Origin of the sequence: Collinsella sp. LCP19S3_F2, from assembly GCF_052121015.1 — a bacterium.
GTDB lineage: Bacteria > Actinomycetota > Coriobacteriia > Coriobacteriales > Coriobacteriaceae > Collinsella.
Genome location: NZ_JBQKFA010000004.1, coordinates 135,163 through 151,640, shown reverse-complemented (window position 1 = coordinate 151,640; position 16,478 = coordinate 135,163). Strand labels below are relative to the sequence as shown.

Here is a 16,478-nt window from a genome sequence, read left to right as displayed (position 1 = left end):
GTTTCCTTTCGCCCTTGGTAGCTAGTTAGAACATCGGTCAGTTGCAAGTCATTTCAAGGTCACATGTCGTGCAATATCAGGTTAAATAGCAAAAATCAGCACATACATGCCCTAGAAACATGCAGCAATGTCGTGCTAAAACCCAACGACCTTAAAATGACTCTGTTGAGGCAATTCGCCCCATGCGGACAGAGACGATTGTTATCGTCGTCGGGAAATTGCGCGCTGGCGTCGGATGGCATTGTCTGCAGTGGTGATGATCTTTACGAACTGCATCTGCCTCTCCTTTCACCTATCGCCGGGCGCAATTCTAATATCGCAAACGGTACCTTTTCCTCGGTAAGCGGCTCTTTTGCCGTCTCCGTTTTCGATGGTCGCTATATTACGCTAAAGTGCCCGCTGCACAAGCGACAAATTCAAATTTCTGAAAAGTTTTTTCATTAGTTTGTGAAATGCAGTGCAAATACGCTCCGTTCCTGCGAAAATACGCCTGGTTACGAGTTGATGGTTATAACGTCTGAAACAATTTCGAAACGAAAGGCTCGCTTTTATGCAAACTTACGAATCGGACGCCAATATCGGAAACATTAAGCTCATCGCCGTCGACATGGACAAGACGCTGCTGACCGACGAGCGCGTGCTGCCGCAAGGCCTTGACGAACGCCTGGACAAGCTCGCCGAAGCCGGCATCGTATTCTGCCCCGCCAGCGGACGTCCCGCCCCCAAGCTCGAGGAGATGTTCGAGGACATCAAGAACCGCATCGCTTTTTGCCCCGATAACGGCGCGTGCGTGATATATCGCGGCAACTATATCTATAAGAGCAATATCGATGTGGCGCTGTATCAACAGGTGCTCGCTCGTGCCTCGGAGGATTCTCGCGCCGTTCCCGTCCTGTGCTGCTTCGACGAGTTCTACGTGCTTGCCCGCGACCATCAATACCACGACGAGATCAGCGTCTACTACAACACAATCAACTACGTCGACAGCTTTGAGGGCATTGATTTCGAGTCCAACAAGATTTCGATCTTCTTCCCCGCCTACGACGCCGAGCCTGCGTTCCGCGAGACCTATAACCCCGCGTTCTCGGATCAGCTCTACGTCACCAATGCGGGCCGCGAGTGGATCGACTTTATGAACCTGGGCGTCGACAAGGGCGCCGGCGTCGCGCACCTGTGCGAGCACTTGGGCATCGATATCGCCGATGCCGCCGCCGTGGGCGACACCTACAACGATATCCCTATGCTCGAGCGCGTCGGGCATAGCTTTATCGTGGACAATGCCGAAGAGCATATGAATGCGCACGCCAAGTGGCGCATTCCGAGCAACAACGACGGGGGCGTACTGACGCTCATCGACGCCATCTTGGCGGCTCGGTAATCTATCTCGTCGCCATGCCCGGGGCCGGCCGTTTGATTTTTGCTCGGTCAGGTCCTGGGCTCGCTCGAAGGCCACATTAAGTGGCCTTCGGCTCGTGCGGAATCTACAAAAATCAAACGGCCGGCCCCGGGCATGGCTATGTTGACTTGCTTGCCGCCTAGATGGCGTCTTGGGTGTCTAGATACTTGGCTGATTTTTTGGAATGAAGGGGGCTCCTTGTTGGCAAGGAGCCCCCTTCTGCCTTTAGTTACTTTGGAATTGTGGGCGCTTTCCTATTTCGCGTCGGCCCAGGTTATGCCGGTGCTGGCTTCGGCGATGAGGGGCACGCGGAGGTCTACGACGTGCTCCATGACGTCTTGGACCATGGCGGTCAGGCGCTCGACTTCGTCGACGGGGCACTCAAAGTCCAGTTCGTCGTGCACCTGCAAGATCATGTGGGCGGCAAAGCCCTCTTCTTCCAGGCGGCGGCTTACGCGGGCCATGGCGATCTTGATGATGTCGGCCGCAGTGCCCTGCATGGGATGGTTCATGGCCGTGCGCTCGCCAAAGCCGCGGAGCTGTGGGTTTTTGGCCTTGAGCTCCGGAATATGGCGACGACGGCCATACATGGTCTCGGCATAGCCCGTCTGCTTGGCGCGCGCCACCACGTTGTCGAGGAACGTGCGAACGCCCGGGTAGGCCTCGTAGTAGCGATCGATCATGCCACGCGCCTCGGCCATCGAGATATGTAGCGACTGCGACAGACCGTACGCCTGCTGACCATACACAATGCCAAAATTCACGGCCTTGGCGCGACTGCGCAGGTCGGGCGTTACCTCGGACACCGAAACGCCAAACACGCGCGCGGCCGTCTCGGCATGGAAGTCCTCGCCCTCGTTAAAGGCGCGCACCAGGTGCTCGTCACCCGAGAGATGCGCGAGTAGACGCAGCTCGATCTGCGAGTAGTCCACCGCCAAAAAGACGCTGCCCTCGCCTGCTGAAAACGCCGTCTTAACGGTACGGCCCAGCTCAGAGCGCGTCGGGATGTTCTGCAGGTTCGGGTCGCTCGAGGACAGGCGACCCGTTGCCGTGATGGTCTGGTTGTACGTGGTGTGCACGCGACCGTCACCACGGCGCAGCGGACCTAGCGTGTCCAGATAGGTCGACTTGATCTTGGACTTCTCACGCCAGTCCAAAATCAGGCGCACGATTTCGTGGTCACGGGCAAGGTCGCTCAGCACTTTGGCGTTGGTCGAATAGTACCCGCGCTTGGTCTTTTTGAGGCCCTTGGTCGGAAGCCCCATAACGTCAAAGAGCACGTGCGAGAGCTGCATGGGACTGCCGATGTTAAACGTCTCATCACCTGCCAGGTCGCGAATGCTGCGCTCGACCTCGGTGATCTGGGTCGCCAGGCCCTCGGACAGGCTGCGCAGCCGGTCGGGATCTACGAGCATGCCCGCGCGCTCCATCTTGGCAAGCACCGGCACGAGCGGCATCTCAATGCCATCGAACACGTTGGCGGCGTTCTCGCGGGCCATGCGGTCGCGAAGCGGCGCCACGAGTGCCAGCGTCAACGCCGCGGTACGGGCAGCAGGAGCAGGAGCGTCCTCGCCAGCACCATCCGCACCGCGCGCCGCAGGCAGCGCCATCTGCAGATAGGTATCGGCCAGATATGCCTCGTCAAACTCGGAACGGTCGGAATCCAACAGGTACGCGGCAACCACGGTATCAAAGATGCGCACGGAATCGACTGCCAGCGGGTCCATGAGCTCGGGCTCAGAAGAATCGATGGGCGAAAGCTCATGCAGCAACGCCTTCATGTCCGGGCTCGCCACGCGGCCCTCCATAAACAGGCGCGCGAGCACGCCAGCGATAACGCCGTGGGCAGAATTGAAGCCCTCGACAGCGGCAGGCGTGCCGTCATCGGCTTCCTCGAGCGCAAAGAGCCCCTTGGGCGTCGCCAGCCACAGCGTACGCGTCAGGCCAAAGAGCGCACCCTCCTCCTTGTCATCGTCCACCACGGCGGCGACCCACTCGCCCGCATCAATCGCGCGAGAGATCTCGGCCGCCACAGCAACAAGTGCCTCAGCATCGCCGGCGGCGGCACGCGAAACCGCGGGTATCTCGAACGCGCTGGCAGCGGGCACGACCCCGCCCTCGCCGCCAATCAGCGCCAGGAAGCGGTTCTGCATGGCCGTAATGCCAAGTGCGCCCAGCGCCGCGGACACCTCATCGGCAGAAAACGATGGGAAGGACGTCGCGTCAAAGTCGAGCTCGACAGGTGCGTCGGTGCGGATGGTCGCAACCTTGCGGCTCAACAGCGCATCGTCGATGTGTGCACGCAGGTTCTCGCCCATCTTGCCCTTGACCTCGTCAGCATGCGCAATGACCTCGTCCAAGCTGCCGTACTGCGCGATGAGCGCGCTCGCCTTTTTGGGGCCAATGCCCGGTACGCCGGGAATGTTGTCCGACGTATCGCCCTTCAGGCCGTAAAAATCGGGCACGAGCGCCGGCGTAATGCCGTGATACAGGTCGTCCACGCTCTCGGGCGTCATGATCGCCACGTCGGACAGGCCCTTGCGAGTCGAGACCACGTTGACGTGCTCGGTCACAAGCTGATACATGTCACGGTCGCCGGTCACCAGCAGCATGTCGCAGCCGGCCTCCTCACCCAGGCGCGCCATGGTTCCCAGAATATCGTCGCCTTCCCAGCCCTCGGACTGCAGAATTGGCACGTTGATCGCCGTGAGCAGCTCCTTAATCATGGGAAACTGCGCATGCAGATCGGGGTCCATGGGCGGGCGCTGCGCCTTATACTGCGGCAGCATCTCCATGCGCACGCGCGGCTTGCCCTTGTCAAACGCCACGACCACACCGTCGGGGCTAAAGGCATCGATCATCTTAAGAAACATGTTCAGAAAGCCAAAGATCGCGTTGGTGGGACGACCGTCCGGCGCGTTCATGGTCGGCGGCACGGCGTGGAAGGCGCGGTGCATGAGCGAGTTGCCGTCGATAACGGCAAAGGTGCGGCGCTTGTCAGACATATTGAATACCTCGCTTTGGACTGGGCACGGCTTGCTCACTCCAGTTTACACGCTCCCCGCCCCGCGGCCACCGCACATCAAGCTCCCCCGCCACCGTGAGCCCACGCGTGATACGATGGCTCACGGTACAACAACCAGCACGATCGATCCGAAAGGAGCCTGCGTCATGGAGCGTCCCTGCGCATGGAAAAAGTACACGCCACAGCAAATCGAGGAGCTCGAGGAGCTTTGCCGCGGCTATAAGCAGTTTTTGAGCGAGAACAAGACCGAGCGCCTGTGCGTCAAGACCGGCATCAAGATGGCCGAGGAGGCGGGATACGTCGACCTGGAGACCGTGATCGCCGAAGGCCGCGAGCTCAAGGCAGGCGACAAGGTGTACGCCGCCAACCACGGCAAGGATCTTATGCTCGTCAACCTGGGCACCGCCCCGCTCGAGCAGGGCTTTAACATCCTGGGCGCCCACGTGGACTCGCCGCGCCTGGACCTCAAGCAGAATCCCGCCTTCGAGGCCGGCGACATGGCCTACCTCGACACGCACTACTACGGTGGCGTCAAGAGCTACCACTGGGTGGCCTCCCCGCTCGCACTCGTGGGCGTCATCTGCAAAAAGGACGGCACCACCGTCGACATCAACATCGGCGACAAGGCCGACGATCCGGTCTTTACCATCTCCGACCTGCTGATCCACCTCTCGAGCGAGCAGATGTCCAAGCCCGCCAAGGACGCCGTCGACGCCGAGATCCTCGACGTGATCGTGGGCGGCCGTCCCGTAAAATTTGACGAGGACGACAAGGACGCCCCCACCGAGCCCGTCAAGCAGATGTTCCTGGATATCCTCAAGGAGCAGTACGACGTCGAGGAGGAGGACTTCCTCTCCGCCGAAATCGAGGTCGTGCCCGCCGGCCCCGCCCGCGACATGGGCCTCGACCGCTCCATGATTTTGGGCTATGGTCACGACGACCGCGTCTGCGCCTACCCCTCCATGCTCGCCCAGATCAATGTGGCCAACGTGGAGCGCACGAGCATCACGCTCATCGTCGACAAGGAGGAGATTGGCTCCGTGGGAGCCACCGGCATGACAAGCCGCTTCTTCGAGAACACCGTCGCCGAGATCATGACGCTCGCCGGCGAGGGCAGCCCGCTGGCCCTGCGCCGCGCACTCGCCCGCAGCCGCATGCTCTCCTCTGACGTATCCGCCGGCTTCGACCCAGGCTACGCCGGCAAGTTCGAGACCAAGAATGCAGCCTTTATGGGTCGCGGCCTGTGCTTTAACAAGTACACGGGCAGCCGCGGCAAGGGCGGTTCCAACGACGCCGACGCCGAGTATATGGCCCTCATCCGCGACATTATGGACGAGGCCGGCGTGGACTTCCAGACCTGCGAGCTCGGTCGCGTCAACGCGGGCGGCGGTGGCACCATCGCCTACATCATGGCCAAGTACGGCATGAACGTCATCGACTCCGGCGTTGCCGTCCTGTCCATGCACGCCCTGTGGGAGGTCGCCAACAAGGCCGATATCTACGAGGCCTATCGCGGCTACAAGGCCTTCATCGAGCGCGCCTAATCAACCCTTCATCAGTTGCGGTGAGATACGGACTAAACTGGCCCATAAACGGCCAAAACAGACCGTATTACACCGCAACTTCCTTTTTGGCAGAGGAGAGTCCATGCTGCAGGTCATCATTTCGCCCGCCAAGCAGATGCGCGCGGCCCAAGATGCTTTTGAAGTCCTGGGCATTCCACCCTTTGTGCGCGAGACGGCTCGCCTCCACCGCGCACTGCTAGATATCGAGCGGAATGAAGGCAGCGGCAGCCTGCAGGCGCTGTGGAACGTGAGTGACAAACTGCTGGGGCCCTGCCTCAACACCCTGCATGAGTTCGAGCCCATCTTGCAAAACGGCGATCTCGACAATCCCGCACTCGCCCGTCACCTCTCCCCTGCCGTCATGTCCTATCACGGCATTCAATACCAAAGCATGGCGCCCGAGGTGATGGATTCCGCACAGCTCGCATGGCTGCAAGACCATCTGTGGATCCTCTCGGGCCTTTACGGATGCGTACGCCCCTTTCATGCCGTTGAACCGTATCGGCTGGAGATGGGCGCGAAGCTTGCCGTCGACGATGCCCGAGACCTCTACGCGTTTTGGGGCGACAAGCTCGCACGGGTCATCGCTCCGGCAGGCTCCAACGCCACGATCGTCAACCTCGCCAGCGCGGAATACGCCAAAGCCGTTCTGACCCGCCTCACCACCGACACCACGGTCGTCACATGTCTCTTTGGTGAAGGCATCCGCAACGGCAAGCCCATCCAACGCTCGACCGCCAGCAAAAAAGCGCGCGGCTCCATGGTGCGCTGGATGGCAGAAAACAAGTTCGAGGATGTAAGCGGGCTCACCGCGTTCGACGTTGGTTATCGTTACTTTCCCGAGCTTTCAAATAAAAACACTTTGGTCTTCCTGAACGAACAGGCCTTGTAGGACTACCACTACTTTTGAATGTGCTGCCTAGGCACGGCGTCTATTCCGCCAGGCCGTCGGCTTTTGCAATCTCGGTCGTCGAGCCATCTTGGTAGGTAACCTTAACGTGCTCCACCTCGGACGCCTCAACACCCGACGGAGGCTCCAGGCGCCATTCCGTCAGGGCTATATCCATGGTCGTGGGTACATCCCCCTGATCTTTGAGCTCGACCGACAGCGTCCTAAGCGACGCATCGAAGGTCACACGCTCGATCTCTTCACCAGGAATGGAACCACCGCTCAGCTGCAGTTGCACAAACTTGTCGCGCGGATACCAATAGTCGCCAGGCGCGGCAACGGTATTGCCACCCGCGACCTTCGCCGTCATAATCGGCAGGCTATCGTCCGCCTCAAACGTCCAGGAAACTCCCCCACGCCCGCCAAACGTCCAGATACAACAGGCAATCACCATCACGACAAGAATCGCGAAACCAATTGCGACCAGCCCATGATGGGCGCGGCTCTCCTCGGCCGACACATCCCACTGCGTCTCTCGATACAGATGCTTGTCTTCCATGTTCGCCTCCCCGCGGGCATGCTCGTCGCGTCAATCGTACCCATTCGAGCTATACTTGAGCCCGCCACATAAACGGGGAGCTTGCAGGACAAGACGGCAGGCTGAGACTGGGCGCGCCCGCCCTGACCCGCAAACCTGATATGGGTAATGCCAACGAAGGGAGCCGTGCCAATGAGCACACAGACCGAGCCCAAGCTCGTCACGCAAATCGATTTCGCCCGCGCCGGGCAAATCACACCGCAGATGAAGGAGGTTGCCGAGCGCGAGCATCGCGACCCCGAGTACATCCGCGAGCGCGTGGCCGACGGCCGCATCGCCATTCCCGCCAACATCGTGCATATCAAAAAGGGCATGCGCGCCTTTGGTGTCGGCGAGGGCCTGTCTACCAAGGTCAACGTCAACCTGGGCATCTCGGGCGACAAGGCCGATGCCGCTGAGGAATGGAAGAAGGTCAAGATCGCCGAGGACTTTGGCGCCGACGCCATCATGGACCTCTCCAACTCGGGCAAGACGCGCCAATTCCGCCAGCAGCTCATCGACGAGACGCCGCTCATGGTGGGCACCGTCCCCATGTACGACGCCATCGGCTACATGGAAAAGCCGCTTGTCAAGCTTACCAAGGACGACCTGTTCGAGGTCGTGCGCGCGCACGCCGAGGACGGCGTGGACTTTATGACCATCCACTGCGGCATCAATAAGTCGGTCACCAAAACCTTTAAGGAGACCGGCCGTCTCATGAACATCGTCAGCCGCGGCGGCTCACTGCTGTTTGGCTGGATGGAGGTCACCGGCAACGAGAACCCCTTCTACGAGTACTTTGACGAGCTGCTCGAGATCTGCCACGAGTACGACGTGACGATTTCGCTCGGCGACTCCTGCCGCCCGGGCTGCCTCTACGACTCCAACGACGCCACCGAGACCGCCGAGATGATCGAGCTGGGCAAGCTGTGCAAGCGCGCTTGGGCCGCCGGCGTCCAGGTCATGGTCGAGGGCCCGGGTCACATGGCGCTCGACGAGATCGCCGCCAACATGAAACTGCAGAAGCGCCTGTGCCACAACGCCCCGTTCTACGTGCTCGGGCCGCTGGTGACCGATATCGGCGTGGGCTACGACCACATCACCGCAGCCATCGGTGGCGCCATCTCCGCGAGCTCGGGTGCCGACTTTTTGTGCTACGTGACACCGGCAGAGCACCTATGCCTGCCTAACGCCCAGGATGTGCTCGACGGCCTTATGGCCACCAAGATTGCCGCACACGCCGCCGACATCGCCAAAAAGGTGCCCCACGCCCGCGACATGGACGACAAGATGGGCCAGGCACGCCGCAAGCTCGACTGGGACGCCATGTGGAAGTGCGCGCTCGACCCGGTCACCGGCAAGAAGCGCTACGAGGAATCCCCCGCCGCCACCGAGGGCACCTGCACCATGTGCGGCAAGATGTGCGCCGTCCGCACCGTCAACAAGGTGTTCGAAGGCACGACGATCGACCTCGGCATGGAGGACTAACTCGTCACCGGAGCCATAATCGGCCACAAGGCGTTCGTCAATTGTTGACGTGTGAACATTTTCTTACATTTACGTAAAGATTGCACCACCCGCCCGGGATCGGCATACAGCCGGCCCGGGCAACTTTATAATGTGGGCAGGAGACCCATTTGAATCCGACCGAACAAGGGAGCGAACATGGATCGCAGTAAGGTACCAGCCGTTCTATCCATCGCAGGATCCGATTCCAGCGGCGGTGCCGGCATTCAGGCCGACATCAAGACCATCACGGCGCACCGCCTGTATGCCGAGACGGTCATCACGGCCATCACCGCACAGAACACCCTAGGCGTCACCGCCGTGCAGAACATCTCCCCGGATATTGTCGCGGCGCAGATCGATGCCGTTTTTGACGATATCCGCCCCAGTGCCGTCAAGATCGGCATGGTTTCTTCTGCCGAGATTATCGAAGTCATAGCCGACCGCCTGAGCGCCTGGGACGCACAAAATATCGTCGTCGATCCCGTCATGGTCGCCACTTCGGGCGCTCGTCTCATCGCCGAGGACGCCGCCGAAGCGCTTACACGCCGCCTGTTCCCACTGGCAAGCGTTATCACGCCCAATATTCCCGAGGCCATGGCGCTGCTCGACTACGAGGTCGATTCCGAGCGCACACAGCAAAACGCTGCCATGCTCCTCACCCGCCGTTTTGGCTGCGCGTCCCTGGTTAAGGGCGGGCATTTTGTCAACGAGGCCAACGATGTGCTAGCAGAGCCCGCGCCGCTCGATGACGAGGGCAACCACCTAGGCGATCCGCTCACCACGTGGTTCCGCCACAAGCGCATCGAGACCGACAACACGCATGGTACCGGCTGTACGCTTTCGTCCGCCATCGCCTGCGCGCTGGCCCAGGGCATGGATCTTGCCGATGCCGTCAACGCCGGCAAGGCCTACCTAACAGGAGCTCTCGCCGCCGGCCTGAACATGGGCAAGGGCTCCGGCCCCGTCAACCACATGTGGCAGTACTAAAAAGCCAGCAGCCAAAACCACCGCCCAAACCACCACAAAGGCGCCTGTCCCTTTGTGGTGGTTTGGGGTCGCGCTACTGACCGAGCATCTCTTGGAGCTTGGCTGCCACGGCGTGGCCCAGGCTCTCGTGGCTTTCGGGCATCATGTGCAGATAATCGATATCGCCCAGGTCGCGCTGGGCCACGCCGCACCAGCGCACATCGTGCGCATAGCGCACCGCGGTGCCATCGCGCATGCCCGCCGGATCGTAGCCATAGGTATAGGTCAGTTTACAAGGAACTACACGCAGACCGTGAAACGGGCTGCTGACAACAAACGGCGCTATGCTCCCGGCTGGGTGCATAGCACCTGTTTGTTGCGGGGGTTTCCAAAGGGGGCAGCGCCCCATTTGGCACACGACTTTGCGGAGCAAAGTGTAGTGTGTTATACGCTCTGTCGGCGTTGCCCTGAAAATACCGTTGCCGCCGGGGAGGGCAAGGGCATTTGACGCGGCAGGAAAGCAGGGCTTTGTTTGGGGCTGGTAAGCCGGAAACAAAGGGCTGATTTCAGCAGCAGACAGGGCGTATTATGAAAGCCCCCGTCCCTCGTCCTCCGCCCCCGGCCTATGGGACAAAAAGTCCCAAAGCTCTGGACACCGTGACCAGATGTGTGGCCACACTCCGGGAAAAGTAGCAGGACGGCAGGAAACCGTCAAGGCTGAAATGAATGGGCTGACGCCCGGCCTTGACCGTTCCCCGCCGCCCCGCTGGATGGGTGGACAAGGTGGCCAATCCCTAAAAGTGTTTGGCCGCACTCGTTCATTTTGGGGCCTTTCTTCTCCCAAAATTGAAATGGGCGGGAAAGCCCTAAAATGGCTTTCCCGCCTTGATTACCCATTAGCAAAGACGGGCGAGACTGTCAACGGCGGCGCTGAAAGCGCCGTTCATCTTGACCGTTGACTGGCTCGCCTGGCATGTGTGTTATACTGTGCGACAGTTTGAGATTGGAAGGAGGCTTACGTGTGTTAATTTGTGTACGCTAATAAGCAATAAAAAGTAGAAGTACCTTTCCACATGATGGTGGGCTTTTTTTGCTTGCGTATGCAAAGGAACACGTAGGTTTGACACGAGCAGTCTTTGAACTGTATCGTGGTGTTTTTTCGTGCTTTGTTGTTATGCAGGCGTCTGCCCTCTCTGTGGGACAACGCCTGCTTTTTATTGCAGAAACAAAGGAACAATGCAATAAAAAAGGAGGTTCGCATTATGACCCAAAACAACAATTCATGGAGAAAAACTTATTTTACACTTCTTGCCGGACAAGCAATATCCTTTATTAGCAGCGGTATTTTGCAAATGGCCATTATCTTTTATTTGGTTGCGAAAACTAATTCTGCAATCATATTGACGGCGGCAACACTGATTGGATTTTTGCCGCAAGCCTGTTTAGGCCCGTTTGCAGGTGCTTTTGTTGACCGGCACAGCCGTAAAAGCGTAATGATTGGTGCGGATTTGATAATTGCCGCCGCTGGCGGTATTCTGGCGCTGGTGGCGTTTTACATGGAATTGCCCGTATGGTCTATTATGGTTGTCCTGTTAATCCGAAGTGCGGGAACTGCTTTTCATTCTCCAGCATTCAGCGCAGCAACACCTATGATTGTGCCAAAAGAGGAACTTACAAAATGCGCTGGTTACACGCAGACCATGCAAGCAGTAAGTGCGATTATCAGTCCAGCTGCCGCAGCGTTTTTATATGCTGTTTGGCCTCTTAATGCAATTATATTGTTAGATATTGTGGGTGCAATCCTTGCCTGTGTGACTGTTGCGATTTCGTCCATACCAACGCCTGAACTATGTCCAGAAACGAAAAGACAACAGTTTTTACAGGATATGAAAGAGGGGTATGTGGTATTAAAGCAAAACAGGGGCCTCTTTGCTCTGCTCTGGATTGGTGTAATTTATATGTTCTTTTATATGCCAATCAGTACGCTTTTTCCTCTCATCTGTATGTCATACTTCAAAGGAACACCGGCCCATGCCTCTGCCGCTGAAATTGCTTTTGCGGTTGGTATGCTGCTTGGCGGAGTCATTCTGAGCATTTGGGGCGGTTTTAAGAAACGGCGGTACACCATCGGTCTTTCCGTTCTCCTGATGGGCGTTAGCAATATGCTCTCCGGGCTTTTGCCGCCAGACGCATTTCTTGTCTTTGTTGTGTGCTGTACTGTTATGGGAATTTCCGCTCCATTTTACGGTGTGCAAAATGCGATTTTTCAAGAAACGGTCAAACCAGAATATCTGGGGAGAGTTTTTTCTCTACTGACAAGCGCCGCTTCCCTCGCCATGCCGTTTGGCCTTGTCATTTCCGGGCCTCTGGCGGAGCGGCTGGGAGTTGAGAAATGGTTTGTCATTTGCGGAATTGGCATTATCATCGTTGCGCTTGCCGTATTTTTACTACCCGGTTTGAGAGAGATTGACAATACGCAATAATCAACTGCACCTTTTTCTATTACTAAACAAAATGCCTGGATGGTGGTTCTGAAAAACCAGAACCGCCGTTCAGGCATTTTTTATCTTCGTCCTCTCTGCGGTTTTGGATTCTTCAGCAAGTCGGATTTTTCCGCAATCTTTTTCAGCCACTTCCGTTCTTCTACTGACAGCTTCCTAAAATTCAGCTTGAGCCGTTTGCAGATAAACGCCAAGTACGCTTGTTCCGTGTCGCTGTCCTGGCTGACGATTTCACCAGCAGTTTTGCTGTCACCAAAGCACAGGACGTTTTTCATCGCAAACCCCTCCTTCAGCAAAAAGCCGACGGGAGCAGCCCCTCCCGCCGGCTCGACCTATCTGTCAGCGCGCACCGATTACAGATACTTGCGCCAGTCGTCATCATCCTCGTCGTCCTCGGCAGCGGCATGAGCCTGCTCGGCGGCACGGGCGGCCGCGGCACGGGCGGCAACCTGGGCATAGGACTCCTCGTTGCGCTCGGGGAAGCTTGCCAGCACGTGCTCGAACTTGGCAAAATCCTCGTCCCAGCGCGTAGAGGGCACGGCAAAGAAGACCTGCTTGACCTTAAAGTCGCCCGATGCGAGCTCCTTGCGGAAGAGCTCGGCCACGGCCTCGGCGTCAAAGCCGTTGTTGTCACAGCCCCAGGCGCCCAGCACGAGCTTCTCGCGACCAAGCTCGTCGCAGATGGCCAGCACAAAGCGGATACGATCGCGCAGGGCGTCCAGCAGGGCATCGTCACCCACGCGATACTCCTGGCGAGCGCGCTTGGCGTTGGGCGCAGCGGCAACGATCACGTCGGCATACGCATGCACGTGGTTGCGGTCGAAGCGCACCGCAGGCACCACCAGCGCACGGTTGCGGTACAGCTCACAGTTGATGTTGCGGCGACGGTTCTCGCCGTACCATTTGCGCTGCTTATCGAGCACATTGTACAGATACGAATCGGCACAGAGCGTGGCCTCCTGACCCAGATAGCCCTGGATGTAGCCACCGCCCGGGTTGGTGAACGAGGCAAAGGCGAGCACGGCCATGTCGCAGAACTGCGCGTAGCCTCGGCCGTTATCCAGAATGGCCTGCGTGGCAGAGGCGTCGAGCACGGTGACCTCGGGCAGGACCGGAGCGGGCTCCTCGGCAGCAGGCGCGGGCTCGGTCTCCGTGGCTTCCTCTGCGGGCACAGGCTCGGCCACGACCTCGGTCTCGGCAGGCGCAACCTCGGTGGCCTCAGACTCATCGGCAACCTGCTTTTCGGCAGCAGCCACCTGGGCCTTAGCCTTCATCGCCGCGACAAATCCGGCAGGCATGCCCTCGAACTCGCGCACGCCGGCAAGCGAGCGCTCGATATCCTTTGCGCACGCTTCGGACACAGTCGCCACGTGACGCTCGGCGGCCTTGGCACGGGCCTCGCGCTTGGGATTGGGCTGTCCCGCGCGGTTGGGCCTACGGTTACGGTTCCTGTTGTCGACGTCTGCCATAAGTGGTCACCTTTCTCGGTCGCTGCCGCTATCGGCTTTTCCCATCCATGATACCCCGCCGCGTACAAAAAAGGCGGCCCCGAAGGACCGCCTTTCGCATCGATTTGCGCGCGGCAAGCACCGCTGCAATCTGGCACTAGTCGCGACGACCAAGGATGTTCAGGATGCGCAGGAACACGTTGATAATGTCCACGAACAGGTTGGACGCCATGAGCACGGCGTTGGGCAGCGTGGGCGGCACCGTCGTTGCCACATAGGTGTCGTAGCCAATAAAGCCGGCGAACACCACAATCACGATCAGGTCGGTGATGGTCTGCGAGACGCCCATGAACATCAGCACGATCTCGACCAGAATCGTGGCAAGCAGAATGCCAAAACCAATGCCGTACACACGCTGGAAGAATTTGGGGAAGGTCACGCCCAGTGCGCCAAAGACAAAGGTGATGGCGGCAGTGGCGATAAAGGCGGTGTTAATGGTGGGCAGGTCGTAGTTGGCAAGGCCAAACGACGCGGTCAGACCAAAGGTGCTCGCAAAGATCGCGTAACCCGCGAGCGACAGGCCCACGGACTGTTTGCTGGCGGCGGCCGACATCATGACGATGCCGACAATGGTCAGGATAAACGAGCCAAAGACCAGCGGCAGGGCGGCGCCACTCATCATCATGCGCGCAAACGACATGGTGCCCGTAAAGTAGGCGCCAGCGCCCATAGCGCAAAAACCCAAAAAGATCAGGGCAGACATGGCAAGGTTGTACGCGCGCGGCGACATCTCCTTGGCACGGCTTGCGCCGGTCTCGATGGGGCCGTTCTGATAGCCCTGGATATCGTTCATAATTTCGTCCTTTCAAAAAGCGCCGCGACAGCGCCGTAGGTGACAAGATTCCTGCCATTGTACCCGAATGGCGCGCGCTCTTACCCGCGGCGCTCACTCTCGAGTGTGCGGTCGAACGCCCACACCCACCACCGCATCAGATGAGCCTGCGAGCCATCCGGTCGCTCACGCGCCTGGTCTTCCAGATACAGCTCGGTCGTATGTCCGCCAAAACGAACCTTATAGGTTGCCGTACGAATGCCGTGAACCGTCAGGCCAAAACCGGTAGACGAGACAATCTCGTCAATCGTAAAGCAGCGACCGTCGACCCAGCAGACGGTAACCGGCACAACTTGTCCGCCCGCGAGGATGCGGGCCACGACGTCCACATACTGCTTGTGCACGCGCCGAGTTTTGCCATCTGTCTGTCGATATTCCATGCCCCTATTATCGAACGCATGTTTGCATATTGTAAAGCGAACAGACTGTGGTTTTGGGGTGTCGGAGCGAGCGCACGTGTCCTCACGGCGTGTTAGCAAAAAGAACACCCGCGGTCAACAGGGCTAATATTCAATTTTAGTGCCAAAAAATTCACTTCTCCCGTCAGAACTCGGTAAAGAAACCCGCAGGAGGTGATACGATTTATCATGTTTTTGTAACGTTTCTGCAAACTTCGAGAAAGCCCATATATGGACGTAACGTTCTCAGCCTTCCTCGGCCAACTTGTTTCGAACCCAGTCCTTGCCGTCACCGTGTTCCTCGCGCTCGGCGCCATCTTCGTCAACGGATGGACCGACGCGCCCAACGCCATCGCGACCTGTGTCACCACGCGTTGCATGCCCGCCCGCGCCGCCATTCTCATGAGTGCCGCGTTCAACTTTTTGGGCGTGCTCATCATGACGCACTTTAATGCCAGCGTTGCCAACACCATCTCCCATATCGTCGACTTTGGCGGAAACAGCACCATGGCGCTCGCGTGCCTCTGCGCGGCCCTGTTCTCCATCGTCGTCTACGGCGCCACGGCATCGCGTTTTGGCATCCCCACCTCGCAGAGCCACAGCCTCATCGCCGGCCTGACCGGCGCTGCCATCGCCCTCGGCGGCGCCAGCAGCGTCAATGTCCACGAGTGGATGAAGGTCATCTACGGCCTGGCGCTCTCCATCGGTCTGGGCTTTGTCATGGGCTGGGTCCTGTGCAAGCTCGTCTCGATTCTTTTCGCTGCCGCCAACAGGCGACGTGCCAACGTCTTCTTTAAATATGCTCAGATCGCGAGCGCCGCGGCCATGAGCTTTATGCACGGCGCGCAGGATGGACAAAAGTTCATCGGCGTGCTCTTTTTAGGTGTCGCCTTTGCCAACGGACAGACCGGCGTCGGCGACGCCGGCATCCCCATCTGGATCATGCTGCTGTGCTCGGCCACCATGGGCATCGGCACCAGCGTGGGCGGTGAGCGTATCATCAAGTCCGTCGGCCAGAGCATGGTTAAGCTCGAGAAGTATCAGGGCTTCTCTGCCGACCTGGCAGGAGCCGCAAACCTGCTGCTTGCCACGCTCACCGGTATCCCCGTGTCCTCCACGCACATCAAGACCTGCGCCATCATGGGCGTTGGCGCCGTCAAGCGCCTCTCGGCCATCAACTTCGGCGTGGTCAAGGACATGATGTTCACGTGGTTCTTCACCTTCCCCGCCTGTGGACTCATCAGCTTTGTCATGGCCAGGCTGTTCATGATGTTCCTCTAGTCAAACCGAACGTCCATCCGGACCGCATTAC

At 58.8% G+C, this 16,478-nt stretch carries 14 protein-coding genes; 7 read left to right on the top strand and 7 right to left on the bottom strand.

Annotated elements, in window-relative coordinates:
- Nucleotides 1-550: 550 nt before the first annotated feature.
- The gene (locus tag ACTQX9_RS05040) at nt 551-1,378 is read left to right on the top strand and encodes a Cof-type HAD-IIB family hydrolase (protein WP_441068124.1); all 828 of its coding nucleotides are present in this window, start codon (nt 551-553) and stop codon (nt 1,376-1,378) included.
- Between the two features lie 272 nt (nt 1,379-1,650).
- Here the strand turns inward: ACTQX9_RS05040 and polA are convergent, their stop codons facing one another.
- Complete coding sequence (gene polA / locus ACTQX9_RS05035) at nt 1,651-4,401, bottom strand: DNA polymerase I (protein ID WP_441540649.1); 2,751 nt, start codon at nt 4,399-4,401, stop codon at nt 1,651-1,653.
- A 166-nt stretch (nt 4,402-4,567) separates the two neighbouring features.
- Between polA and ACTQX9_RS05030 the strand changes: the two genes are divergently transcribed.
- The gene (locus ACTQX9_RS05030; protein WP_427794724.1) at nt 4,568-5,965 is read left to right on the top strand and encodes an aminopeptidase; all 1,398 of its coding nucleotides are present in this window, start codon (nt 4,568-4,570) and stop codon (nt 5,963-5,965) included.
- Between the two features lie 103 nt (nt 5,966-6,068).
- The gene (locus ACTQX9_RS05025) at nt 6,069-6,878 is read left to right on the top strand and encodes a YaaA family protein (RefSeq protein ID WP_427727597.1); all 810 of its coding nucleotides are present in this window, start codon (nt 6,069-6,071) and stop codon (nt 6,876-6,878) included.
- A gap of 40 nt (nt 6,879-6,918) precedes the next feature.
- Here ACTQX9_RS05025 and ACTQX9_RS05020 read toward each other — a convergent pair whose 3' ends face one another.
- Complete coding sequence (locus ACTQX9_RS05020; protein ID WP_427747772.1) at nt 6,919-7,434, bottom strand: hypothetical protein; 516 nt, start codon at nt 7,432-7,434, stop codon at nt 6,919-6,921.
- A gap of 171 nt (nt 7,435-7,605) precedes the next feature.
- On the opposite strand from ACTQX9_RS05020, the gene thiC reads away from it, so the two are divergent.
- Together thiC and thiD are read left to right on the top strand one after the other, a co-directional pair.
- Entirely contained in the window at nt 7,606-8,940 is a 1,335-nt protein-coding gene (gene thiC, locus ACTQX9_RS05015; RefSeq protein WP_099431544.1) for a phosphomethylpyrimidine synthase ThiC, read from the top strand.
- Between the two features lie 177 nt (nt 8,941-9,117).
- Nucleotides 9,118-9,948 (top strand): bifunctional hydroxymethylpyrimidine kinase/phosphomethylpyrimidine kinase, encoded by an 831-nt coding sequence (thiD, locus tag ACTQX9_RS05010; protein WP_441537981.1) that lies wholly within the window; start codon nt 9,118-9,120, stop codon nt 9,946-9,948.
- 73 nt (nt 9,949-10,021) lie between these two features.
- On the opposite strand, the gene ACTQX9_RS05005 is transcribed toward thiD, so the two are convergent.
- Nucleotides 10,022-10,291, bottom strand: a complete 270-nt coding sequence (locus ACTQX9_RS05005) for a hypothetical protein (RefSeq protein WP_441540648.1) — start codon at nt 10,289-10,291, stop codon at nt 10,022-10,024.
- An 898-nt stretch (nt 10,292-11,189) separates the two neighbouring features.
- On the opposite strand from ACTQX9_RS05005, the gene ACTQX9_RS05000 reads away from it, so the two are divergent.
- The gene (locus tag ACTQX9_RS05000; protein ID WP_002584949.1) at nt 11,190-12,410 is read left to right on the top strand and encodes an MFS transporter; all 1,221 of its coding nucleotides are present in this window, start codon (nt 11,190-11,192) and stop codon (nt 12,408-12,410) included.
- 80 nt (nt 12,411-12,490) lie between these two features.
- Here the strand turns inward: ACTQX9_RS05000 and ACTQX9_RS04995 are convergent, their stop codons facing one another.
- The 4 genes from ACTQX9_RS04995 to ACTQX9_RS04980 all read right to left on the bottom strand — a co-directional run bounded on the left by ACTQX9_RS04995 (nt 12,491) and on the right by ACTQX9_RS04980 (nt 15,112).
- On the bottom strand, nt 12,491-12,703 hold the full coding sequence (locus tag ACTQX9_RS04995) for a hypothetical protein (RefSeq protein WP_441540647.1): 213 nt from the start codon (nt 12,701-12,703) through the stop codon (nt 12,491-12,493).
- 78 nt (nt 12,704-12,781) lie between these two features.
- Complete coding sequence (locus ACTQX9_RS04990; protein WP_441540646.1) at nt 12,782-13,897, bottom strand: TIGR02452 family protein; 1,116 nt, start codon at nt 13,895-13,897, stop codon at nt 12,782-12,784.
- Between the two features lie 136 nt (nt 13,898-14,033).
- The gene (locus ACTQX9_RS04985; protein ID WP_154515280.1) at nt 14,034-14,729 is read right to left on the bottom strand and encodes a Bax inhibitor-1 family protein; all 696 of its coding nucleotides are present in this window, start codon (nt 14,727-14,729) and stop codon (nt 14,034-14,036) included.
- Nucleotides 14,730-14,809: 80 nt separating this feature from the next.
- A complete protein-coding gene (locus ACTQX9_RS04980) occupies nt 14,810-15,112 on the bottom strand; it encodes a hypothetical protein (protein WP_195838523.1) in 303 nt (100 codons plus the stop codon).
- Between the two features lie 285 nt (nt 15,113-15,397).
- Here ACTQX9_RS04980 and ACTQX9_RS04975 point away from each other — a divergent pair, with 285 nt between their 5' ends.
- Nucleotides 15,398-16,447, top strand: coding sequence for an inorganic phosphate transporter (locus ACTQX9_RS04975; RefSeq protein ID WP_427719222.1), 1,050 nt, complete (start codon nt 15,398-15,400; stop codon nt 16,445-16,447).
- Nucleotides 16,448-16,478 lie beyond the last annotated feature (31 nt).